This is a genomic window from Pseudonocardia sp. P1, from assembly GCF_000178675.2.
Taxonomy (GTDB): Bacteria; Actinomycetota; Actinomycetes; order Mycobacteriales; family Pseudonocardiaceae; genus Pseudonocardia.
This window is the reverse complement of sequence record NZ_ADUJ02000001.1, coordinates 111,837-133,886: the sequence shown is the minus strand read 5'-3', so window position 1 is coordinate 133,886 and position 22,050 is coordinate 111,837. Positions and strand designations below refer to the sequence as shown.

18 protein-coding genes are annotated in these 22,050 nt (G+C 74.9%); 5 read left to right on the top strand and 13 right to left on the bottom strand.

Translation table 11 applies throughout. From position 1 onward, the window contains the following. Positions 1 to 3: 3 nt before the first annotated feature. Genes PP1_RS00625 through PP1_RS00605 form a run of 5 tightly spaced genes read right to left on the bottom strand, consistent with a single transcriptional unit; the run spans position 4 to position 7,356 of the window. Positions 4 to 1,206 (bottom strand): ABC transporter ATP-binding protein, encoded by a 1,203-nt coding sequence (locus PP1_RS00625; protein WP_075314311.1) that lies wholly within the window; start codon positions 1,204 to 1,206, stop codon positions 4 to 6. Positions 1,207 to 1,251: 45 nt separating this feature from the next. Continuing rightward, entirely contained in the window at positions 1,252 to 3,378 is a 2,127-nt protein-coding gene (locus PP1_RS00620) for an acetate--CoA ligase family protein (RefSeq protein WP_010225719.1), read from the bottom strand. After that, complete coding sequence (locus PP1_RS00615; RefSeq protein WP_010225721.1) at positions 3,375 to 4,790, bottom strand: MmgE/PrpD family protein; 1,416 nt, start codon at positions 4,788 to 4,790, stop codon at positions 3,375 to 3,377. The genes PP1_RS00620 and PP1_RS00615 overlap by 4 nt, the downstream gene beginning before the upstream one ends. Continuing rightward, positions 4,787 to 5,935 carry an acyl-CoA dehydrogenase family protein gene (locus tag PP1_RS00610; RefSeq protein WP_010225723.1) on the bottom strand — a complete coding sequence of 383 codons (1,149 nt, stop codon included), beginning with the start codon at positions 5,933 to 5,935 and terminating at the stop codon, positions 4,787 to 4,789. Before PP1_RS00610 ends, PP1_RS00615 begins: the two co-directional genes overlap by 4 nt. A 56-nt stretch (positions 5,936 to 5,991) precedes the next feature. After that, on the bottom strand, positions 5,992 to 7,356 hold the full coding sequence (locus tag PP1_RS00605; protein ID WP_060575825.1) for an MmgE/PrpD family protein: 1,365 nt from the start codon (positions 7,354 to 7,356) through the stop codon (positions 5,992 to 5,994). 247 nt (positions 7,357 to 7,603) lie between these two features. On the opposite strand from PP1_RS00605, the gene PP1_RS00600 reads away from it, so the two are divergent. Beyond that, positions 7,604 to 8,305 (top strand): GntR family transcriptional regulator, encoded by a 702-nt coding sequence (locus PP1_RS00600; protein ID WP_010242450.1) that lies wholly within the window; start codon positions 7,604 to 7,606, stop codon positions 8,303 to 8,305. Between the two features lie 9 nt (positions 8,306 to 8,314). Beyond that, positions 8,315 to 9,538, top strand: a complete 1,224-nt coding sequence (locus tag PP1_RS00595; RefSeq protein WP_010242452.1) for an MFS transporter — start codon at positions 8,315 to 8,317, stop codon at positions 9,536 to 9,538. A 32-nt stretch (positions 9,539 to 9,570) separates the two neighbouring features. On the opposite strand, the gene PP1_RS00590 is transcribed toward PP1_RS00595, so the two are convergent. Both PP1_RS00590 and PP1_RS00585 read right to left on the bottom strand, forming a co-directional pair. Further along, positions 9,571 to 9,933 carry a cupin domain-containing protein gene (locus tag PP1_RS00590; RefSeq protein WP_029240046.1) on the bottom strand — a complete coding sequence of 121 codons (363 nt, stop codon included), beginning with the start codon at positions 9,931 to 9,933 and terminating at the stop codon, positions 9,571 to 9,573. A gap of 178 nt (positions 9,934 to 10,111) precedes the next feature. Then, positions 10,112 to 11,011, bottom strand: coding sequence for a LysR substrate-binding domain-containing protein (locus tag PP1_RS00585; protein ID WP_010242456.1), 900 nt, complete (start codon positions 11,009 to 11,011; stop codon positions 10,112 to 10,114). A gap of 122 nt (positions 11,012 to 11,133) precedes the next feature. Here PP1_RS00585 and solA point away from each other — a divergent pair, with 122 nt between their 5' ends. The 3 genes from solA to PP1_RS00570 all read left to right on the top strand — a co-directional run bounded on the left by solA (position 11,134) and on the right by PP1_RS00570 (position 14,695). Continuing rightward, positions 11,134 to 12,327 (top strand): N-methyl-L-tryptophan oxidase, encoded by a 1,194-nt coding sequence (gene solA, locus PP1_RS00580; protein ID WP_139323890.1) that lies wholly within the window; start codon positions 11,134 to 11,136, stop codon positions 12,325 to 12,327. Beyond that, positions 12,320 to 13,519, top strand: a complete 1,200-nt coding sequence (locus PP1_RS00575) for an aromatic ring-hydroxylating oxygenase subunit alpha (protein WP_010242460.1) — start codon at positions 12,320 to 12,322, stop codon at positions 13,517 to 13,519. Before solA ends, PP1_RS00575 begins: the two co-directional genes overlap by 8 nt. A 213-nt stretch (positions 13,520 to 13,732) precedes the next feature. Further along, a complete protein-coding gene (locus PP1_RS00570) occupies positions 13,733 to 14,695 on the top strand; it encodes an alpha/beta fold hydrolase (protein ID WP_075314313.1) in 963 nt (320 codons plus the stop codon). Positions 14,696 to 14,704: 9 nt separating this feature from the next. On the opposite strand, the gene PP1_RS00565 is transcribed toward PP1_RS00570, so the two are convergent. Genes PP1_RS00565 through PP1_RS00540 form a run of 6 tightly spaced genes read right to left on the bottom strand, consistent with a single transcriptional unit; the run spans position 14,705 to position 21,952 of the window. After that, the gene (locus tag PP1_RS00565; protein WP_075314315.1) at positions 14,705 to 16,750 is read right to left on the bottom strand and encodes an ATP-dependent Clp protease ATP-binding subunit; all 2,046 of its coding nucleotides are present in this window, start codon (positions 16,748 to 16,750) and stop codon (positions 14,705 to 14,707) included. A 59-nt stretch (positions 16,751 to 16,809) separates the two neighbouring features. Continuing rightward, complete coding sequence (locus PP1_RS00560) at positions 16,810 to 17,679, bottom strand: 4-hydroxyphenyl-beta-ketoacyl-CoA hydrolase (RefSeq protein WP_010237637.1); 870 nt, start codon at positions 17,677 to 17,679, stop codon at positions 16,810 to 16,812. Continuing rightward, complete coding sequence (locus tag PP1_RS00555) at positions 17,676 to 18,164, bottom strand: MarR family winged helix-turn-helix transcriptional regulator (protein ID WP_033200257.1); 489 nt, start codon at positions 18,162 to 18,164, stop codon at positions 17,676 to 17,678. Before PP1_RS00555 ends, PP1_RS00560 begins: the two co-directional genes overlap by 4 nt. Beyond that, positions 18,161 to 19,651 (bottom strand): acyl-CoA synthetase, encoded by a 1,491-nt coding sequence (locus tag PP1_RS00550; protein WP_075314317.1) that lies wholly within the window; start codon positions 19,649 to 19,651, stop codon positions 18,161 to 18,163. The genes PP1_RS00555 and PP1_RS00550 overlap by 4 nt, the downstream gene beginning before the upstream one ends. Before the next feature lie 4 nt (positions 19,652 to 19,655). Continuing rightward, the gene (locus tag PP1_RS00545) at positions 19,656 to 20,486 is read right to left on the bottom strand and encodes a p-hydroxycinnamoyl CoA hydratase/lyase (protein ID WP_010232107.1); all 831 of its coding nucleotides are present in this window, start codon (positions 20,484 to 20,486) and stop codon (positions 19,656 to 19,658) included. Between the two features lie 11 nt (positions 20,487 to 20,497). Beyond that, positions 20,498 to 21,952, bottom strand: a complete 1,455-nt coding sequence (locus tag PP1_RS00540; RefSeq protein ID WP_075314319.1) for a benzaldehyde dehydrogenase — start codon at positions 21,950 to 21,952, stop codon at positions 20,498 to 20,500. Between the last annotated feature and the right edge of the window lie 98 nt (positions 21,953 to 22,050).

Below are 22,050 nucleotides of genomic sequence, written 5' to 3'. Positions count from 1 at the left end.
GGCTCAGCCCTCCCGCGTCGCGGAGGCGGCGACCGGCCGGTCGTGCGACGTCCGCAGGGGCGCGTCGGTCGCGCCCGGCCGGTCGGCCGCACCGGCGTCCGGCTCCGCGCCCGCGTCGGCAGGTCCGGCCTCCCGCGGGAGGACCTGGACGTGGGCGGGATCGATCTCGACATGCACCCGGTCGTGCTGGCGCACCGGGACCGACGCGTCCTGGGTCTGGACCTCCAGCGTCGGCCCGGCGTCGAGCGCGACCGAGCACCGGATGAAGGAGCCCTGGAACACGCTGACGGTGACGGTGCCGGGCCACGAGTTCGGGCCCGCGTCGCGCGGCTCGGTCCGCACCCGGACGTGCTCGGGCCGGATGCAGACGCTGAGGTCGTCGCCCGGCGGGACGACGGCGTCGGCGGCGATCTCGACGTCGTGACCGGCCAGCCGCAGCCGCCGCTCCCCCGCCCGCGGCGCGGCGACCGGGAAGATGTTCGCGACCCCGAGGAACTCCGCGATCGACGCCGACGCGGGGCTCCGGTAGGTCTCCACCGGCGTGGACAGCTGCGAGATCCGTCCGTGCTGCATGATCGCGATGCGGTCGGCGAGGGCCAGCGCCTCGCCCTGGTCGTGGGTGACGTAGATCGAGGTCAGCCCGAGCTCGAGCTGCAGCCGGCGCAGCTCCACCCGCAGGTCCTCGCGGAGCCGGGCGTCCAGGTTGGACAGCGGCTCGTCGAGCAGCATGACGTTCGGCTCCATCGCCAGGCTCCGTGCCAGCGCGACCCGCTGCATCTGGCCGCCGGACAGCAGGCTCGCGCCCTTGCCGGCGAGGTGCGCCAGCCCGACGAGCTCCAGGGTCTCCAGGGCCCGGGTGCGGATCTCGGCCTTCGGGCGCCGCTTCATCCGCAGCGGGAACGACACGTTCTCCAGCACCGTCATGTGCGGCCACACCGCGTAGGACTGGAAGACCAGGCCCACGTTGCGCTTGTTCGGTGCGACGTTGAGCCCGGCGGCCGCGTCGAACACGGTCGTCCCGCCGATCGCGATCGAGCCGCCGCTCGGGTCCTCCAGACCGGCGACGCAGCGCATCGTGCTGGTCTTGCCGCACCCCGACTGCCCGAGCAGCACCAGGGACTCGCCGTCGGAGATGTGGAGGCTGAGGTGCTCGACCGCGGTGAAGTCGCCGTAGGTCAGCGACAAGTCGTTGATCTTCACGTCCATGGTGTGTCCTCGGATGTGTGTCGGTTCACGGGCGGGGCGGACGGATCATGACCGGTCCGCCTCGCGGACCAGTGCGTCGAGGGCGACGGCTCCCTTCCCGCGTGGCCGGACGGCGACCGGGTTGACCTCCGCCTCCACCACGTCGGGCCGGGTCACGGCGAGCCGGGACACCGCGACGACGGTGTCGACGAGCGCGTCGATGTCCCCGGCCGGTCCGCCGCGGAACCCGCGCGCGATGCGCATGGCCGTCACCTCGCCGACCATCTCCCGGGCCACCTCGGCGGTGACGGGGGCGAGGCGCAGCGTCGAGTCGTCGTAGAGCTCGGCGTGCACGCCGCCGGCGGCGAGCATCACCAGCGGCCCCACCGACGGGCTCACCCGGTAGCCGACGAGCGCCTCCACCACCGCGTCACCGACCATCTCCTGCACCAGGAACCCGCCGAGCTCGATCGTGGGGTCGTGCGCGGCGACGTTCGCGGTGATCGTCCGGACGGCGCCGGCGAGCTCGTCGGGCCCGGTCACGCCGAGGACGACCGCACCGGCGTCGGACTTGTGCGGCAGCCGGTCCGACAGCGCCTTGACCACCACCGGCCAGGCGGGCTCCGCGGCGGGCGCGCCCGCGGCGTCGCACGTCGTGGCGGCGGGGAACGACACCCCGAGCCCGGCCAGGACGCCGGCCGAGTCGCTCTCGTCGAGCGTGCGGGCCGGGGCCTCGGCGGCGCCGGTGTCCCGGGTGCCGAGCACGGCGGGATCGACCGGGCGCCGGGCCATGGTCGCGGCGACCGCCTCCGCGCAGGCCTCCGCGGTGCGGAAGGCGGGGACGCCGGCGTCGTTCAGCATGCGGAGCGAATCGAGCGCGTCCGGCAGCGCCCAGGCGGCCAGCGGCACCTCGCCGCCGGCGGCCGCCTCGGCGATCGCGGACACCGCGAGCTCGGGGTTGAGCCGCGCCGAGGAGCCGACGACGAACAGGACGAGATCGAACTCCCCGCTGGAGCGGAGCACGTCCAGCGCGCCGAGCACGAGGTCGTGCCGGGTGCCGGCGAGTGTGAGGTCGACGATGAGGTTCTCGGCCACGTCGAGGCCGAGCGCGGCGAGCCCGCGGAACACCGCGGGGCTCGGCCGGGCCACGGTGACGCCGCGGGTCTCCAGCTGGTCGACGACGATCGCGGCGCCGCCCCCGGTGGAGGTGATCACCCCGATCCGGTCGGCACGGACCGGCCCGGGCGGGCCGATCCGCCGCTGCAGGGCCTCGGCCTCGATGAGCGCCTCGAAGTTGTCGACCCGGGCGAACCCGCAGGCGCGGAAGAAGGCGTCGGCCTCGTCGTCCTCGCCGGCGAGCGCCCCGGTGTGCGACACCGACAAGGCCGCGGCCGCGTCGCTGCGGCCCAGCTTGTAGACGGTGACCGGCCGGCCGCGCTCGGCGGCGGCCGCGGCGAACCGGGCCAGCGGGCCCGCGTTCTCCATCGACTCCACGAACAGCGTGTACGAGCCGATCTCGGGGTCGTCGAGGGTGGCCTCACAGATCTCGCCGAGGGTCAGGTCGACCTCGGAGCCGGTGGAGACGAACCCGGCGAAACCCAGGCCGCGGGCCTTCGCCCGGGTCATCAGCGCGCCGATGACGCTGCCCGACTGGGACGCGACGAACGACGGCCCGACGGGCAGGTCGGGTTCGGCGAACGCGGCGTTCGCGGTGAGCAGCATGCCGTTGCGCGGATTGACCACGCCGATGCTGTTCGGGCCGACGACGCGGACGCCGTACCGGTGGGCGACGTCGAGCAGCGCGTCGAGCCGTTCCCGGCCCTCGGGCCCGCCCTCGCCGAAACCACCGGACAGCACCGTCACCAGCGGCACCCCGGCCTCGCCGCACTCGCGGACCGTGTCGACGACGCGCGCGGTGTCGGTGAGGACGAAGACGTGGTCGGGGACCTCCGGGAGCGAGGCGATGTCGGGCCAGGCCCGCTCCCCCAGCACCGTCTCGCGGCGCGGGTTGACCGGGTAGACGCCGCCGGTGAAGCCGGCCTCGCGCAGGAACCGCAGTGGGCGCGCGGTCGTCTTCCGCGCGTCGTCGGAGGCGCCGACGATCGCGACGGAGCGGGGTGCGAGCAGCGCCCGGCCCACGTCGGACCGTGCGGGCCCGGCGGCACCGGCCGGACGGTCGGTCAGCTGCGTCATGCCGCACCCCGGCAGAGGGCGTCGGTGCGGGCGACGACGTCGAGCGAGGCGAAGGTCCACAGCTCGGCGGCGAGCCCGGTGGCGGCGTCGCGGCCGAGCACCGGCGCGGCGAGGCGGACCAGCTTCGCGGTCATCTCGTCGTCGCTGACCGGGTTGCCCGGCTCGCCGTAGGGCGTCGGGACCCGCTCGGTGAGCTCCCGCCCGTCGTGCAGGGTCAGCGTCACCACGGCGGTGCGCAGCACCGGGTAGTCCGCGTCGGCCTGCTCGTCGGCGCGGACGTGCACCCGGCCGACGAGATCGAGCAGTGCCGGGTCGCGGCGGGCGCCGGGACCGAACTCGGTGAGGCCCACCTCGTCGTGGACGAGGGCGGTGGCCACCGCGAACGGGATGCTCATCTGGGCGTCGAGCAGCGAGTCCACCTCGGTGCTCGCGTGGTGCGAGGCGACGGTGTAGGTCGCGACGTCGACCCGCGCGACGTCGGCGACGGTCACCCCGTGCTCCGCGCGCAGCGCCAGCACGGCGTCGATCGGGCCGTGCAGGTGCCGGCAGGACGGGTAGGGCTTCACGTAGGAGTCGAGCACGACCCACCGCTCCCCCAGCCCGTCGAGCAGGGTGCCGGCGTCGAAGCCGCCGTCGGCGAACGCCTCGACGTAGCCGTGCCGGGTCTCCAGGATCGGGCGCGGCCCGGTCACACCGGCCTCGGCGAGCTCGACGCTGACGATCGCGTCGCGCGCGGCCTTGCCCGGGTGCACCCGCTTGACCTCGGCGTTCTTGCCGAGGAACGCGAACAGCCCGCCGGCGTGCGAGGCCGCGACACCGAGTGCGTCGTGCAGCCGGTCGGCGTCGAGGCCGTGCAGGACGGCGACCCCGCAGGTGGCGCCGACGACGCCGGCGAGCGGGGTGTTGTGGAAGTGGTTGCGCCACGTCGCGGGGTGCCCCGCGGCGGCGAGCCGGGACACCGCCTCCAGGGCGACGGCGAGCGCCCGCATCGTCGTGGTGGTGTCGCTGCCCCGGGCCTCCGCCGCGGCGAGCACGGCCGGGAAACAGACGCTGCTCGGGTGCACGCTGCCGGGGGTGTAGCCGTCGTCGACCTCGAGGCTGTGGGCGCTCGTGCCGTTGAGGAACGCGGCACCGGGCGCCGAGACCGGCCCGAGGCCGATCGCGGTGGCGGTGCGGCCGGTCGTCCCGTAGGTGCCGGCGACGTGGGTCGCGACCGCCCGCGCGACGTCGGTCGCCGAGCCGGGGACGACGGCGGCGACGTAGTCGACGAGCAGGCGGCGCACGTGGTGCTCGACCTCGGCGGGCAGCGGCGCCGCGGCCGCGGCGACGACCCAGTCGACGAGGACGTCGGTGGCGCCGTCGAGCCCGCGCTGCGCCTGCGGTGCGGTGGTGCCGGTTCCGGTGATGCTCACGCGCCCGCCCCCGCCCGCTGGTCGAAGCGGCGCCCGAAGACGGAGCCGGCGATGGTGTTCTTGAGGATCTCGACCGAGCCGCCGGCGATCATCCAGCCGCGGGTGCGGCGGACGATGTACTCCAGCGGGTACTCCTGGCTGTAGCCCGAGGCCCCGAAGACCTGCATCGCCTCGTTGGCGACCTGGAAGGCCGTCCGGTTGGCGTGCAGCTTCGCGATCGCCGCCTCGGTCGCGTCCGGTGCGCCGGCGTCGGCGTTGGCGACCGCCCGCAGCAGCAGCATCCGGGCCGCGTCGAGCTCCACCCTCATGTCGGCGAACTTCCACTGCAGGCCCTGGAACTCGCAGAGGTCCTTGCCGAAGGCCTTGCGGACCTTCGCGTGCTCGACGGCGCGCTCGTAGGCGGTCTCGGCGAGCGCGAGCGCCCGCGAGGCGTTGCCCATCCGCTCCACGCCGAAGATCGACAGCATGCTGCGCAGCGCGCCGCTGTCGGCGAGGACGTACTCCTTCGGCACCCGGCAGCCGTCGAAGAACAGCTGGCAGTGCGACTCGCCGCTCATGTGCAGCTCACGCTTGCCCCGGGTGAAACCGGGGGCGTCGAACGGGACGAGGACCGCCCCGATGTCGCGCGACGACGGGCCGAACCGGCACCAGACGACCGAGTGCGTCGCGTCCGGGCCGTGCGAGTTCCAGCACTTCTGGCCGTCGAGCACGACGTGATCGCCCTCGTAGCGGGCGGTCGTGCGCAGGTCGGTCAGCGCGCTGCCGGCGTCGGGCTCGCTCATCCCGGCGGTCACGAGCGCCTCGCCCCGCAGCAACAGCGGCAGCACCTCGCGGCGCACGTGCTCGGAGCCGAACTTCGCGACCTGGCGGATCGCGCCGAAGTTGCTCGCCTGCAGCGCGTCGGCGCTGTGCGGGCAGACCTTGGTGATCGCCATCATCACGAGCACCGCGTCGAGCAGCGAGGCGCCCTGCCCACCGACCTCGACGGGCAGGGTGAGCCCGGTCAGGTCGTGGTCGGCGAGGACCTTGAGGGAGTCCCAGGCGAACCCGTCGCGCTGGAAGGCCCGCGCGCCGAACTCGCGTTCGGCGAGCTTGGAGACGGACTCCACGAGCGTGGTCTGCTCGGGGGTGAGGCCGAAGTCCATGGTGGTCGTTCCCTCTCGTCGTACGTCGGTGCTGAACAGCGGGGTGCGGGCCGGGATCAGGCCGGGCCGGTCCGGTCGGTGACGGCCGCGGCGGCTCCGGCCGCGTCGAGGCCGGGGAGGTCGGCGGCCAGCTGCCACAGGCGGTCGGCGGCGGCGCGGGCGTCGGGCACCGCGGCGACCTCCAGGCAGCCGAGGAGCTTGCGGTCGACGGCGTCGCGGCCGGGCCGGGCCGCGCCGGCGCCGGGCATGGCGGCCTCCGCGACGTCGTGGACGCCGTCGGTGGTCTCCAGCTCGACCCGGGCGCCGGACATGACGGCGCTCTCGGGGAGGTCCTGGCGGACCTCGACCAGGGCGGCCGCGGCGGCCACGTCGGCGCGGCCGAGGTCGCGGCGCAGCGTGCCGAGGTCGTAGCGGCCGGTCACCCAGAGCGCGGCGAGCTGCCACGGCAGGGAGAACTGGACGTCGACCAGCGGGGTGCCGCGGTCCTGCCACGGCCGGGCCACCAGCTCGTAGGCGGACCCGGCCGGCAGGTGCGCGACGATCCGGCGCACCGTGTCCGCGCCGGGCCTGCGGGCGTGCAGCTGCTCGGCCGCGGCCAGCGCGGCGTGGGTGTAGCGGCAGGCCGGGTACGGCTTGAGGGCGACCGCGTCGAGCTCGGCGGGCCCGGCGAGCAGGCCGGACAGCGTCAGGTCGGAGCCGGGCAGCACGCCGAACGTCCCGCCGAGCCAGCCGGCCGGTCCGGCGACACCGGCCCGGGCGAGCGACGCCGCCGTCAGCCCGTGGGCGGCGGCGAGACCGGGCTGGAGCCGCTTCGCGACCGACCCGTCGACAACGGCCTGCCGGGTCGACGGCGCGAGCGCCGCCCCCAGGCACAGCCCGATCGCGTCGCCGGTCGCGGCCTCGTCGAGCCCCCAGACCGTCGCCGCCGTGGCGGCGGCGGCGAGCGCCCCGAGGCCGGCCGTCCGGATGACCCCGTGCCGCGGGCCGGTGAGCCGGGCCAGCCGGGACAGCAGCTGGACGCCGGTGGCGAGCCCGTCCAGGACCCGCTCTCCCGGCGCCGGTGCGGTCGCCAGCGCGGCCAGCGCCGCCGGGACGACGACGGCGGCGGTGTGCACGACGGCCTCGTCGTGGGTGTCGTCGAAGTCCCAGGCGTGGATCAGCGTGGACAGCGCGGTCGCGGCCTGCGGCGCGGCGAGGCGCAGGTCCGTCCACGGCACCGCGACGGTGCCCGGGGAGACGGCGGCGAGGCCGTCGAGCACCCGCCGGGCGTCGTCGTTCGCGGCGCCGGCGGCGGCGAGGCCGAGCGCGTCCACGAGGAGGTGCAGGAGCTGGTCCCGGTGCTCCGGTGTCAGTCCGGCCCACCGGCCCGGTGTCGACGGTGTCGACGTGGGGACGGGTGTGCTCACCACGGTGCGGGTCACCCTGCTGCCTCCTGCGCTGGTCGGCGGGCCTGTCCGCCGGTGATCGGGGTCACCCGGCCGGCGGACAAGAGGCAAACACGACCATGGAACGCGGGTCAATAGATTCTATAAAATCTAGTCAACTGACCATGGAAAGTACCGACGTGCTACGTTCACCCCGCGCCGCGGTCCGTCCTGCGGAGCCGTGCCGAAACCAGGCCGAACCCGGGCCGAAGCCTGCCGACCGACACCAGGAGCGCCGCAGCCGATGAGCGAGATGGACGCGCCCCCGAAGTCGCGCACGGCCTACGTGCTCGACCGGCTCAAGGCCGATCTCCAGCAGGGCGTCATCAACCCCGGCGACCAGCTGCGGCAGACCGCGATCGCGAAGCGCTACGGCGTCAGCCCCACCCCGGTCCGCGAGGCGCTGCGGATCCTCGCCGCCGACGGCACGATCGAGTACACGAGCCACCGCGGCGCCACCGTCCGCGACTTCACGCCGGAGATGGCGCAGGACCTCTACCGGATGCGCGCCGAGCTGGAGGGCCTGGCCTGCGAGGTCGCGGCCGAGCGCATGACCGACGAGGGCTACGCGGCGATCGTCGCCGCGAACGACCGGCTGGTCCGGGCCACCGCCGAGGGCACCGAGCCGGCGACCCTGTCGCTGCTCAACAAGGACCTCCACTTCACCATCTACGAGAGCACGTCGTCGGTGATGATCGAGGGCATCCAGCTGCTCTGGGCCCGGTTCAAGCCCTCGGTGACGCTGTGGGGGGTCACCGAGTTCAGCCGGGCGCTCGACCACGACCACGACGCGATCCTGGAGGCCCTCGGCCGCCGGGACGGGCCCGCCGCCCGGGCCGCGATGCACGCCCACGTCATGCACGCGTGGGAGCTGCGCCAGACCAGCGAGGAACTGCGTGCCACCGGGCCGGTGAGCGGGGACGCCCCCGGCTCCGCGGCCTCCTGACCACCTCCGGTGGAGCGTCCCCGGCCCCGCTCGCTGCGCGCGCACTGGTTCCCGTGCCTGGTACTCGCCACGCTGCTCTCGCACGCCGTGCTCGCCGGCGTCCGCACGCTGATCTCCTACCGGGCGCTCGCGCTCGGCGGTGACGCGGTCACCGTCGGCCTGATCACCGGCGCGTTCGCGCTCCTCCCCCTCGTCGTCGCGCTGCAGATCGGGCGCGCGGTCGACCGCGGCCGCGGGGTCCTCGTCGTCCGGCTCGGGCTGGTGCTGACCGTCGTCGCGGTGCTCGTGGCCGCGGTGAGCCCGTCGGCGGCGTTCCTGATCGGTGCCAGCGCGGTCCTCGGGCTGGGCCAGATCCTGCACACGGTCGCGTGCCAGAGCCTGATCCCGCTGTGGTCCCCTCCGGAGAAGGTCGACGCCCGGTTCGGGCAGCTGACGCTGGGGGTCTCGGCCGGGCAGCTGGTCGGGTTCCCCGTCGCCGGGTTCGTCGCGACCCTCACCAACGGCGGGACGACGACCGGCGAGCAGCTCGCCACCACCCCGGCGCTGCTCGTGATGGCCGGGCTCGCCGCGCTCGCCGTGCCGCTGGCGTTCTGGTTCGTCCCGGCCGAGCGCATCCGGGTCAGCCGCGCCGAGGCCGCGGCCGCCCGGCAGAGCACCCTGGCGATCCTCGGCACCCGGGGCATGAAGCCGGCCGTCTACTCCAGCCTGACCGTCCTGACCGGGATGGACCTGCTCATGGCCTACCTGCCGCTGCTGGGGCAGTCGATGGGCCTGGGCGTCGGCACGGTGACGATGCTGCTCACCGTGCGCAGCGTCGCGTCGGTGGTCTCCCGGGCCGCGATGCCGCTGCTGCTGCGGACCGTCCCGCGGCGGGCCCTGCTGGTCTCGGCCACCCTCGCCTCGGGCGTCCCGATGGCGCTCGTCCCGCTCACCGCCGACGTCGTGCTGCTGACCCTGATGATGCTCGTCGTCGGCTTCTTCTGGGGGCTGGGCCAGCCCCTCACCATGTCCTGGGTGACGACCGTCGCCGACCCGCACAACCGCGCGGCGGCGCTGTCCGTGCGGCTGGCGGGCAACCGCATCGGACAGGTCGTCGTGCCGCTCGCCGCGGGCGGGCTGGCCGGCCTCACCGGCGTCGGCGCGATCTTCCACGCGGGCGGTCTGCTGCTGCTCTCGTCCGCGGTGTGCACCCTGGTCACCACGCGCGAGCCGCCCGCCGGTCCGGGCGGGTGACACCCACCCGCCCGGACCTCACCCCGCGGGCGTCACTGCTTGGCGTAGTCGGCGAACCCCTGCCAGTCGATGACGACGCAGGGCTCCTCGCCGAGCACCCACGCGTCGTGCCCCGGCGGCGCGATCATGAAGTCCCCCGGGCCGTAGGTCTCCTCCTCGCCGTCGTCCATCCGGACCGTGATCCGGCCGGAGATCACGTAGCCCATGTGGGCCGCCTCGCAGCTGTCGGTCCCGGCGATCGGGGCGACGTGCTGCGACCAGCGCCAGCCCGGGTTGAACGTCGCGCGCCCGACGCCGCCGGCGGCGACGTTGACCAGCTCGAGCCGGCCCGAGTCCCCCTCGAACGGGCGGACCTCCTCGGGGTCGTCGAGGCTCATCCTCACGAGTCGTGCCATGACAGTCCCTGCCTCTCGATCGTGGGATCCCGGGGCGGCGGATGCGCGGCGGGAGATCTCCCGGCCGTCGCCGGAGGGATCGGTGAGCACGCCCGGGGTCCGGGGGCACGTCGGAGGAGTGCGTCCGACGCTACGCCGGTGGGCAACCGCCGATCGGCCCATCGACCGGTGACGGCGGTCAGCCGGCGCCGTCGCTCGCGCACACCCGGGCGGCCTCGACGAAGTGCCCGACGGCCGCCGAGCGGTCCCGGCGCCGCCACGCCACCTGCAGCGCCACCGTCGGCACCGCACCGGACAGCGGCCGGAACTCCACCCCCGGCGGGCGCAGGTTCGCGTAGTACGACGGCTGCAGCGACACCCCGATCCCGGCCGCGACGAGGCTGAGCTGGGTCTCGATGTCGGCGCCCTCGGCGACGATCGTGGGTGAGAACCCGTGGTCGCGGCAGTAGCCGGTGATGATGTCGAAGAACTCGGCTCCCAGCGGGCGCGGCCACAGCACGAACGACTCCCCCGCCAGATCGGCGGCGTCGACGGTGTCGTGGACGGCCAGCGGATGGTCGCCGGGAAGCACCACCAGCAGCGGTTCGGCGACCAGCTCCTCCACGGTGACCGCGGTCGTCGGGGCGGCCGCGCGGACCAGGCCGACGTCGAGGCGCTCCTCGGCCAGCGCGACCATCTGCGCGGCGGTGTCGTGCTGGGACACCTGCATCTGCAGGTCCGGGAACCGGGCACGGACCGTCCGCAGGATCCGCGGCGCGATCGAGGCCAGCGCGGTACCCACCGACCCGACGGCGAGCAGCCCGGTCGCCCCCTCGGCGGCCTGTACCACACGGGTCCGGGCCCGCTCGGCCTCGAACAGGACCCGCGGCGCGGCCTCCAGCAGCACCCGTCCGGCGGGGGTGAGCTCGGTGGCGCGGCTGGTGCGGTCGAACAGCGGCGTGCCGAGCGCCTTCTCCAGCGTGCGGACCTGCTGGCTCAGCGCCGGCTGGCTGACGTGCAGGCGGGCCGCCGCCCGGCTGAAGTGCAGCTCCGAGGCGACGGTGAGGAACATCCGCAACTGACGCAGCTCGACGTCCATCGACCGATCATAAGGTCTTCCTTATCGGAGCATCGCGGCCCGCGATCACGGATCCGCCCCACGGCCGGGCACGTCCGGTCACGGTGGACGGTGTCTCCCGCACCCCGGCCCAGGAGCACCGCGTGAACTCCGATCATCCGTTCGTCGTCGTCGGCTGCGGCGGCCTCGGCTCCGCCGCCCTGTTCTGGCTCGCCCGCGCCGCCGCGCCCTATGCCCGGGTCCTCGGCCTGGAGCGGCACACGCTCGGCCACGACCACGGCGCGAGCCAGGACCACAGCCGGATCATCCGCCTCGCCCAGCACCAGGACGCCTACGCCGCGCTCGCCCCCGCCGCCTACGACGCCTGGCACCAGGTCGAGTGCCTCTCCGGCCAGACCCTGGTCACCGGGACCGGCGGGCTGGTGATCGAGGACGTCGAGGCCCGCCGAGGACTGGCCACCGGGGGCCGCGACATCGACGGCTACGTCGACGTCGCCGCCCGGCACGGCGTCGAACTGGAGGTCCTCGACGCCGACGCGCTCACCACGCGCTGGCCGCAGTTCCGGCTGTCGGGCACCGAGCGCGCCGTGTACCAGCGCCGCTCCGGGATCGTCGACGCCCGCCGCGCGAACGCCACGCACGTCGCGCTGGCCCGCGGGTACGGCGCCCAGGTCCGGGAGCACACCCCGGTCCGGGCGGTGCACGACGCGGGCGGGCACGTCGAGGTCGTCACCGACGACGAGGTCTACCGCGCCGAGCACGTCGTCGTGACCGCGGACGCGCGCACCAACGAGGTGCTCGACGGCCTGCTCCCGGCACTGCCGCTGACCGTCACCCAGGAGCAGGTGACCTACTACGCGACGCCGAACCTCCTCGAGTTCTCGCCGGAGCGGTTCCCGGTGTTCATGTGGCACGGCGCGGAGAACTACTACGGCTTCCCGGTGTACGGCGAGGTCGCCACCAAGCTCGGCCAGCACATGGGCGGCCCCGAGGTCACCGCCGACACCCGCACCTACGAGCCGGACCCGTTGCGCCGCAAGCGCCAGGAGGAGTTCCTCGCCGAGCACGTCCCCGGGATGCTCGGGCCGGAGCTGTACACGAAGACCTGCCTGTACACGATCCCGCCCGACCAGGACTTCGTGTTGGACACCGTGCCCGGCTCGCCGCGGGTGAGCGTCGCGGTCGGGGCCGGGCACGCGTTCAAGTTCGCCTCGCTGCTCGGCCGGATCCTCGCCGAGCTGGCCACCACCGGCCGCACCCGGCACCCGGTCGGCCGGTTCGCGCTCGACCGGCCCGCCCTGACCGAGCCCGGCCACGGCAGGACGTTCCATGTCTGACGCCGCACTCCTGACCCGCCGGCCCGGGCTGTCGCTGCCGCAGGCCGCCTACACCGACCCGGCCGTCTTCGCCGCCGACCTGGACCACGTGTGGACCACCGGCTGGCTGTTCGCCGGCCACACCTGCGAGCTGGCCCGCCCCGGCGACTACGTGACCCGCGACGTCGGCCGGGACCGGGTGATCGTCGTCCGCGGCGAGGACGGCGCGCTGCATGCCCACCACGACGTCTGCGCGCACCGCGGGTCGCGGCTCACCACCGCCGACCGAGGCTGCGTCCGCGCCTTCGTCTGCCCGTACCACCAGTGGGTCTACGGCACCGACGGCCGGCTGCGCTCGGCCCGGCTGATGGGCACCGGCTTCCCGGTCGGCGACTACCGGCTCGCCCCCGTCGCCGTCCGCGAGATCGAGGGGCTGGTGTTCCTCTGCCTGGCCCCCGACCCACCGGACATCGAGGGGTTCGCCGCGGCGCTGGGGCCGCAGCTCGCCCCGCACCGGCTCGCCGACGCCCGCGTCGAGGCACGCCTGTCCTACCGGGTCGCGGCCAACTGGAAGACGCTCGTGGAGAACAACCGCGAGTGCTACCACTGCCGCGGCAGCCACCCCGAGTTCACGCTGTCCAACTTCGACCACGGCGTGAACGGCGACGTCCGGTCGAGCCCGCGCTACGAGGCCGCGCTCGCCGACGCCCGGGCGCGGTGGGCGCGACGCGGGCTGCCCGGCGACGAGGTCAGCTTCCCCGGCGGCGCCTGGTACCGGACCGCCCGGCTCCCGCTGCGCGACGGGTTCGTCACCGAGTCCCTCGACGGCCGCCCCGTCGCCCCGTTCCTCGGCACGCTGACCGCGGAGGACGCGGGCAGCCTGCGCGTCGTGGGGCTGCCGGACCTGTGGGCGCACGCCAACTGCGACTACGCGGTGACGACCCGGCTCTCCCCCGTCGACGCCGGCACCACCGACGTCGAGGTCTGCTTCCTGGTCCGTGCCGACGCCTCGGGCGTCGACACGGACGCGCTCACCGCGGTGTGGCGCTCGACCTCGGAGCAGGACTGGGAGCTGTGCGAGAACAACTACGCCGGGATCGCGTCGCGCGGGTACCGGCCGGGGCCGCTCTCCCCGGTCGTCGAGGCGTCCGTGGAGGGGTTCCTCACCTGGTACACGGCCGCCCTGGACCGGGGCCGCGCCGCCTCGGCCTGATCCGTCCCCCGGCGGGCACCCGGGGTGCGACGGGGGCCTGCCGGGTGGTGTGTGCGACCGCCCTCACCCGGGCGTACGACGCCGGTCGACCGGGGACGAGTGCCCCGCCACACCGGCGGATCCCCGCCCCGGTACCAGCGGTAACGTCGATGTCGAGACCCCGGGGCCCCGCCCGGAAGAGCGGCGGGCCGGGCCGGGGAGTGGAGGTGTCGGATGACGGGTGAGTCGCCTGCGGAGCGCGAGATCCTGCTGCACGGCCAGCGGGTCAGCTACCGCGAGACCGGTGCGGAGCACCGGCGTGCCGTCCTGCTCGTGCACGGCCTGGCGGGCAGCTCGTCGACCTGGGCCCCCGTGCTCGCCCCGCTCGGGCAGCACCTTCACGTGATCGCCCCGGACCTGCTGGGTCACGGTTCCAGCGAGGCCCCGCGCAGCGGCGACTACTCCCTCGGCGGGTTCGCGACCGGCCTGCGCGACCTGCTCGTGGCCCTCGGCATCGAGCGGGTGACGATCGTCGGGCACTCGTTCGGCGGCGGCGTGGCGATGCAGTTCGCGCACCAGTTCCCCGAGTACGTGGAGCGGGTGGTGCTGGTCTCCAGCGGCGGCCTCGGCCACGACCTCGCCCTGGCGCTGCGCGCAGCCAGCCTGCCCGGCACCGAGCTGGTGCTGCGGTCGGCGGCGTCGCTGACCCCGCGCTGGATGCGCCGCACCGTGCACCGGATCGCGCACCGGGTGGGCAGCGTCCCCGCCTCCGACGTCGACGGCGTGCACGCGGCCTGGGAGTCCTTCGCCGACCGCGGCACCCGCGGTGCGTTCGTGCACACCGCCCGCGGCGCGCTCGAACCGTCCGGGCAGCGCCTCGACGGCGCGCAGCGCCTGCACCTGCTCGACGAGGTCCCGGTGCTGCTGGTCGGCGGTGACCGGGACAAGGTCATCCCGCTGGAGCACACCCTCGCCGCACACGAGCGGCTGAGCGGCAGCAGGCTGGAGGTCTTCCCCGGCGCCGGGCACTTCCCGCACGCCGAGCAGCCGTCGCGGTTCGCCGCGCTGCTGCACGAGTTCGTCGACGGCACCGCACCCGCCGACGGCGGCCGCGACGCGGTGCGGCGGCGGATCCTCGGTCTCCCCCGGCTCGGCGCCGCCCCCGACGACCTCGCCGCGGATGGCATGGCGCGCTGAGCGCCCACCTCACCCGGGCGTCACCGCGACGTCCAGCTCGTCGCCGTCGGCGGTGAGCCGGACGGTCCCGCCGGGCCGCAGGTCCCCGGACAGCAGCAGCCGGGACAGCCGTCGCTCCACCTCGCGGCCGATGGTGCGGCGCAGCGGCCGCGCGCCGTGCTCGGGCCGGTGCCCGCGGCGGGCGAGGAGGTCGATCGCGGCGCCGTCGGCGTCGAGGGTGACGCCCTGGGCGCGCAGCCGCTCCCCCGTCTCGGCCAGCATCATCTCCACGATCCGGTGCAGCTGGGCCGGGGTGAGCGGGGCGAACAGCACGATCTCGTCGATCCGGTTGAGGAACTCGGGCCGGAAGTGGCCGCGGGCGAGCGCCAGCAGCGGCTCGCGGACGTCGTCGAGCGGGGTCCCGGCCGTGGCGGCGGCGAGCAGCTGCTCCGAGCCCAGGTTGCTCGTCATGATCACGATGGTGTGCCGGAAGTCGACCGTGCGGCCGCGGGCGTCGGTCAGCCGGCCGGCGTCGAGCACACCGAGCAGCGCCGAGGTGACCTCGACGTGTGCCTTCTCGATCTCGTCGAGCAGCAGGACGCAGTACGGGGTGCGGCGGACGGCCTCGGTGAGGCGGCCGCCGTCGTCGTGCCCTACGTAGCCGGGCGGGGCGCCGATCAGCCGGGACACCGACGCGCGGTCGGTGTACTCGCTCATGTCGAGGCGCACGATCCGGTCGGGCGAGTCGAAGAGCGCGTCGGCGAGTGCCCGGGCCAGCTCGGTCTTCCCGACCCCGCTGGGCCCGAGGAACAGGAACGACCCGACGGGCCGGTCCGGGTGGCCGAGCCCGGCCCGGCCGGCACGGACGGCGTCGGCGACGGCCTCCACGGCGTCGTCCTGCCCGACGACGCGGGCGTGCAGGTGGTCCTCCAGCGCGAGCAGCCGGTCGCGCTCGTCGGTGCCGAGCCGGGCGACCGGGATGCCGGTGCGCCGGGAGACGATCTCGGCGACGTCGTCGGCGGTGATCTCCGGGCGCCCGCCGGACGGGGACGCGGCACGCAGCCGTTCCAGCTCCCGGGTGAGCATCGCGGCCCGCTCGAAGTCCTCGGAGTCGACCGCCACCTCCCGGGCCCGGCCCAGCTCCTCCGCCTGCCGCGCGGCGGCACCGGCCGCGGCGTCGCCGCCCGCGGTGCGCATCCCGGCCCGGGCGGCGGCCCGGTCGACGAGGTCGATCGCCTTGTCCGGCAGGAACCGGTCCGGCAGGTAGCGGGCGGACAGCGCGACCGCGGCGTCGAGCGCGCCGTCCGTCAGCCGGACGCCGTGGTGGCTCTCGTAGCGGGCGCGCAGCCCGTGCAGGATCGCGACGGTCTCCGGCTCGGTCGGCTCGGGCACCGGGACCGGTTCGAAGCGCCGCTCCAGCGCCGCGTCCCGTTCGATGTGGCGGCGGTAGTCCTCGGTGGTGGTCGCGCCGATCATCCGGAGCGCGCCGCGGGCGAGCGCGGGCTTGAGGATCGACGCGGCGTCCATCGCGCCCCCGTCGGCGGCGCCGCCCGCTCCGACGACCAGGTGCAGCTCGTCGACGAACACCACGATCCGCCCGTCCGCGGCGACCACCTCGTCGATCACCGCGGTGAGCCGCTCCTCGAACTCGCCGCGGTACTTCGTGCCCGCCACCATCCCGGCGAGGTCGAGCGCGACCACCCGCACGCCGCGCAGGACCGCGGGGACCTCGCCCGCCGCGACCCGGGCGGCGATCCCCTCGGCGATCGCGGTCTTCCCGACGCCCGGTTCGCCGACCAGCACCGGGTTGTTCTTCGCCCGGCGGCCCAGCACCTCCAGCGCGGCGTCGATCTCGGCGGCGCGCCCGACGACGGGGTCCAGGCGCCCGGCGGCGGCGTCCGCGGTGAGATCGCGGCCGAACCGGTCGAGCCCGCGGGTCCCCCGGCTCCCGGGTGGGCGACGGTCGGGGTCGGTGTCCTGGCCGGAGGTGCCGTCGAGGTCGCCCAGGGTCTCGAACAGCCGGCCGAGCAGCGGTTCGAGCGGGCCGAGCGCATCGCGGAACGGGTCCTGGGGCATGGCGGCCTCCTCCGGGCGGCCGTGCGGTACGTCCGCCCCTCCACGGAGATGGTGCACCGTCAGCGCAGGCCGAGCACGCGGGCCGCGTTCTCCTTGAGGATCAGCGGGCGCACCTCGTCGCGCAGGTCCAGGCCCGCGAAGTCCTCCAGCCACCGGTCCGGCGTCACCACCGGGAAGTCCGACCCGAACAGCACCTTGTCCCGCAGGTAGCTGCCCGCGGCCCGCACGAGCTGCGGAGGGAAGTACTTCGGCCGCCAGCCGGACAGGTCGATGTAGGCGTTCGCCTTGTGCGTGGCGATCGCGATCGCCTCGTCCTGCCAGGGCACCGACGGGTGCGCCATCACGATCGTCAGGTCCGGGTGGTCGGCCGCGACGTCGTCGAGCAGCATCGGGTTCGAGTAGCGCAGCTTGATGCCGCGCCCGCCCGGCAGGCCCGCGCCGATCCCGGTCTGGCCGGTGTGGAACAGGGCGGGGACCCCGGCCTCGGCGACGGCCTCGTACAGCGGGTAGTGGGCACGGTCGTCCGGCTCGAACTCCTGCAGCGACGGGTGGAACTTGAAGCCGCGGGCGCCGCGCTCGGCCAGCCGGCGGATCCGGGCCACCGACGCGGCACCGTCGTGCGGGTCGACCGAGCCGAACGGGATCAGCACGTCCGGGTGCTCCGCCGCGGCGTCGAGGATCTCCTCGCTCGACAGCGCCGGATGCCCGGTCGCCGTGGCCGCGTCGACGGTGAAGACCACGGCCGCCATGGATCGTTCCCGGTAGTGGGCGGCGATCGTCGCGACGGTCGGGGTGCGGTCGTGGCCGGCGCGGAAGTACCCGGCCGAGGCGTCCATCAGTTCCTGGTCGAGCGACAGGCAGCCGTGGCCGTCCTGCTCGACGTGGGTGTGCACGTCGATCGCGACGAGCCGGTCGAGGTCGAGCGTCACGGCGGTGTCCCCTCCCCGGGGTCGGTCAGTGCGGTGTAGCCGAGCTCCAGGCTCTGCCGGAACAGCGGGTGCTGGACGTCGGGCACCGCGCCGAGCATCTCCTCCTCGATCGCCCCGACCAGCGGGTCGCAGCGTTCCAGCAGGTCACGGCCGGTGGTGGTCAGGGTGAGCAGCAGGACACGGCGGTTGTCCGGGTCCCGGCGGCGGACGACGTGGCCGTGCTTCTCCAGCCAGCGCACCATCTCGTTCATCGTCTGCGGGGTGACGAAGGAGCGCCGGGCGAGCTGCGCGGACGACAGCCCGTCCCGTTCGCGCAGGGCGGTGAGCGCCGTGAACTGCAGGGTGGTGAGCCCGTGCGGGCGCAGCGCCTCGTCCATCCGGGCCCGGATCGCCAGTTCCAGGCGCTTGACGAGGTACAGGGTGAGCGGTCGGTCCGGCACCGCAGGATCCTCCCGCACCGGCGCGGCGGGCGTCGTCGCCGTCATCCGTACCGCTCCCGCAGGGCGGCCTTGAGGACCTTCCCGGACCCGGTGCGCGGCAGGTCGTCGGCGAAGTCCACGTGCCGGGGCACCTTGTACCCGGCGAGCCGGTCGCGCAGGTGCGCCCGGATGCCGTCGGCGTCCGCCGCCGCCCCGGCCCGCAGGACGACGACCGCCCGGGGCACCTCGCCCCACCGCGCGTCCGGCGTGCCGACGACCGCGCACAGCTCGACGGACGGATGCTCGTACAGCGCGGACTCGATCTCCGCGGGGTAGACGTTCTCCCCACCCGAGATGATCATGTCCTTGATCCGGTCGACGACGGTGACGTAACCGTCGGCGTCGGCGGTGGCGACGTCCCCGGAGTGCATCCAGCCCCCGGCCAGCGCCTCGTCGGTGGCGTCGGGCCGGTTCCAGTAGCCGAGCATCACGTTCGGCCCGCGCACCAGGATCTCGCCCCGCTCCCCCGGTGCCACCGGCTCGCCGGACGGACCGGCGATCCGCACGTCGGTGAAGAACGACGGCACCCCGGCGGTGCCCGCCTTGGTCCGCGCCGAGCCCGGGTCGAGCACGAGCACGCCGGGCGCGGTCTCGGTCATCCCGTAGCCCTGCACGAACGCGAGGCCCCGTTCCAGCCACCGGCGCGCGGTCGCGGCCGGGACCGGGGACCCGCCGCAGAGCAGGGTCCGGACGCTCGACAGGTCGGTGTCCGCCCACTCGGGGCGGGCGGCGAGCGCGTCGTACATGGCAGGGACGCCGAACAGCAGCGTCACCCGGTGCCGGGCGACGAGCTCCAGCGCGGCGGCCGGGTCGAACGCCTCCATCAGCACACACGTCCCGCCCTTGAGCAGGGTGGGCAGGCACGTCATGCCGAGCGCCGCGGTGTGGAACAGCGGTGCCGCGACGAGCGCCACCTCGTCGCCGGAGAGGTCCGACTCGACCAGGACGTTCACGCAGTTCCAGGTCAGGTTGCCGTGCGAGAGCACCGCACCCTTCGGCCGGCCGGTCGAGCCGGAGGTGTACATGATCAGGCACGGGTCGTCCGCCCCGACCGGCTCGTCGACCGGCTCCGCCGCGGCGCCGGCCAGCGCGTCGTAGGAGCCGCCGACGACCAGCCGCTCGCGCAGCGTCCGGGCCGCGGCGGCGTCGACCAGCACCCCGGCCGCCGGGGTGTGCACCAGCACCGACACCCCGGCGTCGTCGAGCACGAACGCCAGCTCGGGGGCCGCCAGCCGGGCGTTGACCGGCACGAACACCGCCCCGAGCGACGCGGTCGCGAACAGTGTCTCCAGGTACGCCGGGTGGTTCGGGCCGAGGTAGCCGACCCGGTCGCCGCGCCGCACCCCGAGCCCGCGCAGCCCGGCGGCGAGCGCCGCGGTCCGCCGGGCCAGGTCGGCGTAGGTGTCGTGGCGGTCGCCGTGCACCAGCGCCGGCCGGCCCGGCGTCATCCGGGCGCGGCGCGCGGGCCACGACCCCAGTCCGTCGTCGCGCACCGGGCTACTCGCTCGCGTACGCCGACAGGCCCGGGCGGTAGGACTTGTCGTCGAGGAACTGGCTCAGGCCCTGCTGCCGGCCGCGCTCGGCGTCGAGGAACTGGGACTGCTCGAGCTTGGCATAGAGGTAGTCCTCGGCCTGCTCCCACGGCATCTCCTGGGCGAGCTTGTAGCCCACCTTCGCCGCCCGCATGACGACCGGGTTCATCGACGCCAGCTTGAGCGCCAGCTCGCGGGTCCGCTCGCGCAGCCGCCCGGCCGGGACCGCCTCGTTGACCAGCCGCATCCCGGCGGCCCGGCGCCCGTCGAACGGCTCGCCGGTCATGATGAAGTACAGCGCGTCGCGCTGGCTCACGGTTGCCGCGAGCGCGCGGGACACCACGCCGCCCGGCGGGATCCCCCAGTTGATCTCCGACAGGCCGTACTGCGCCTCCTCGTCGGAGATCGCCAGGTCACAGGCCACGAGCGGGGTGAAGGCCCCGCCGAAGCACCAGCCGTTGACCATCGCGACCGTCGGCTTGGACCAGTTCGAGAGGCGCTTCCACTGCCACTCGGCCGAGGCGCGGCGGACCCGGATCTGCAGGCCGGGGTCACCGGACTCGTCGACCTCGCGGAAGTACTCCTTGAGGTCCATCCCGGCGGAGAACGCGTCGCCGGAGCCGGTGAGCACGAGGACCCTGCAGCGCGGGTCGCCCTCGAGGGCGTCGAGGGTCGCGACCATCTCGTCGTTCAGAGTCGGGCTCATCGCGTTCCGCTTGTCCGGGCGGTTCAGCGAGACCCAGGCGATCCCCTCGTCGAACTCGACGAGGACGGTGTTGCCCCAGGGTTCGGTCATGGTCGTTCCTCTCAGAAGGGGTAGCGCGCGGACTCCGCGCGGACGGTGACCCACTGGGTCTCGGTGAAGGCCTCGACGTTGGCGCGGGCGCCGCCGACCCGGCCGACGCCGGAGGCTCCGACACCGCCGAACGGGGCGGACGGGTCGTCGTTGACGGTCTGGTCGTTGACGTGCACCAGGCCGGTCGGGATCCGGTCGGCCAGTGCGAGCCCGGCCGCGGGGTCGGCGGTGATGACGCCGAGGGACAGCCCGTACTCGGTGTCGGACGCCATCTCGGCGGCCTCGTCGAGGGTGTCGAACGGACGCACGCAGGCGACCGGGCCGAACACCTCCTCGGCGTAGGCGGGGACGCCCGGATGGCAGTCGGCGAGCACGGTGGGCCGGAAGAAGGGGCCGTCGGCGGTCCCGCCCTGCACGAGCCGGGCGCCGGCGGCGACGCTGCGCTCGACGAGATCGGCGACCTTCGCGAGCTGGCCGTCGTCGATGATCGGGCCGAGCGCGACCTCGCCGGTGAACGGGTCACCGACCGGCAGCTGCTCGGCCTTCTTCCCGAGGAGCTCCACGTAGCGGTCGTAGAGCGAGCGGTGCACCAGGTGCCTGCCGGTGGCCATGCAGATCTGCCCCTGGTGCAGGAAGCTGCCGAACGCCCCGCAGGAGGCGGCGGCCTCCAGGTCGGCGTCCGCACACACGACGAGCGCGCTGTTCCCGCCGAGCTCGAGGTGGGCGCGCTTGAGCAGCTCCCCGGCCTTCGCGCCGATCGCGCGCCCGGCCCGGGTGGACCCGGTGAAGGACAGGACCGGCACCCGTGGGTGCTCGACGAGCGCGGCGCCGGCGCCGGCCCCGCCGGGCAGCACCTGCAGCACCCCGGCCGGGAGCCCGGCGGCCTCGAGGACGCGCGCGATGACGACGCCGCCGCACACCGCGGTGCGCGGGTCCGGCTTCACGACGACCGCGTTGCCCAGCGCGAGCGCCGGGGCGACCGACCGCATCGACAGCAGCAGCGGGAAGTTGAACGGCGACACCACCGCGACGACGCCGGCCGGCACCCTGCGCTCCAGGCTCACCCGGCCCGCGGCCGGGAGCAGCTCGCCGTACGGGGCCGACGCCAGCGCGGCGGCCTGCGTGCACTCGCCCGCCGAGCCGTCGATCTCGATGCCGGCCTTGAGCCGGACCGACCCGGACTCGCGGACCAGCCAGTCGGAGATCTCGCCCGCGTGCTCGGCGAACAGGGCCGCGGCCCGCAGCAGGACGGCGGCGCGCTCGGTGTGCGGGGTCGCCGCCCACTCCTTCTGCGCCGCCACGGCCCGCTCGACGGCGGCGTCGACGTCGGCGGGGCCGGCCGCGCCGACCGAGCCGAGGACGGCACCGGTGGCCGGCTCGCGGACCTCGCGGACGCCGTCGCCACCGGGTGTCCAGGCACCGGTGAACATCCGGTCCTGCCACGTCGCGGGATCGAGGAATGCCACCCGAACCTCCTTGGTCGATCATCAGGTTTCCTGATGAAGATGCGCCGAGAGTGCGGCGAGGAGAAGCGCGAGCGCAAGACCGAGTGGCCCACGTCACT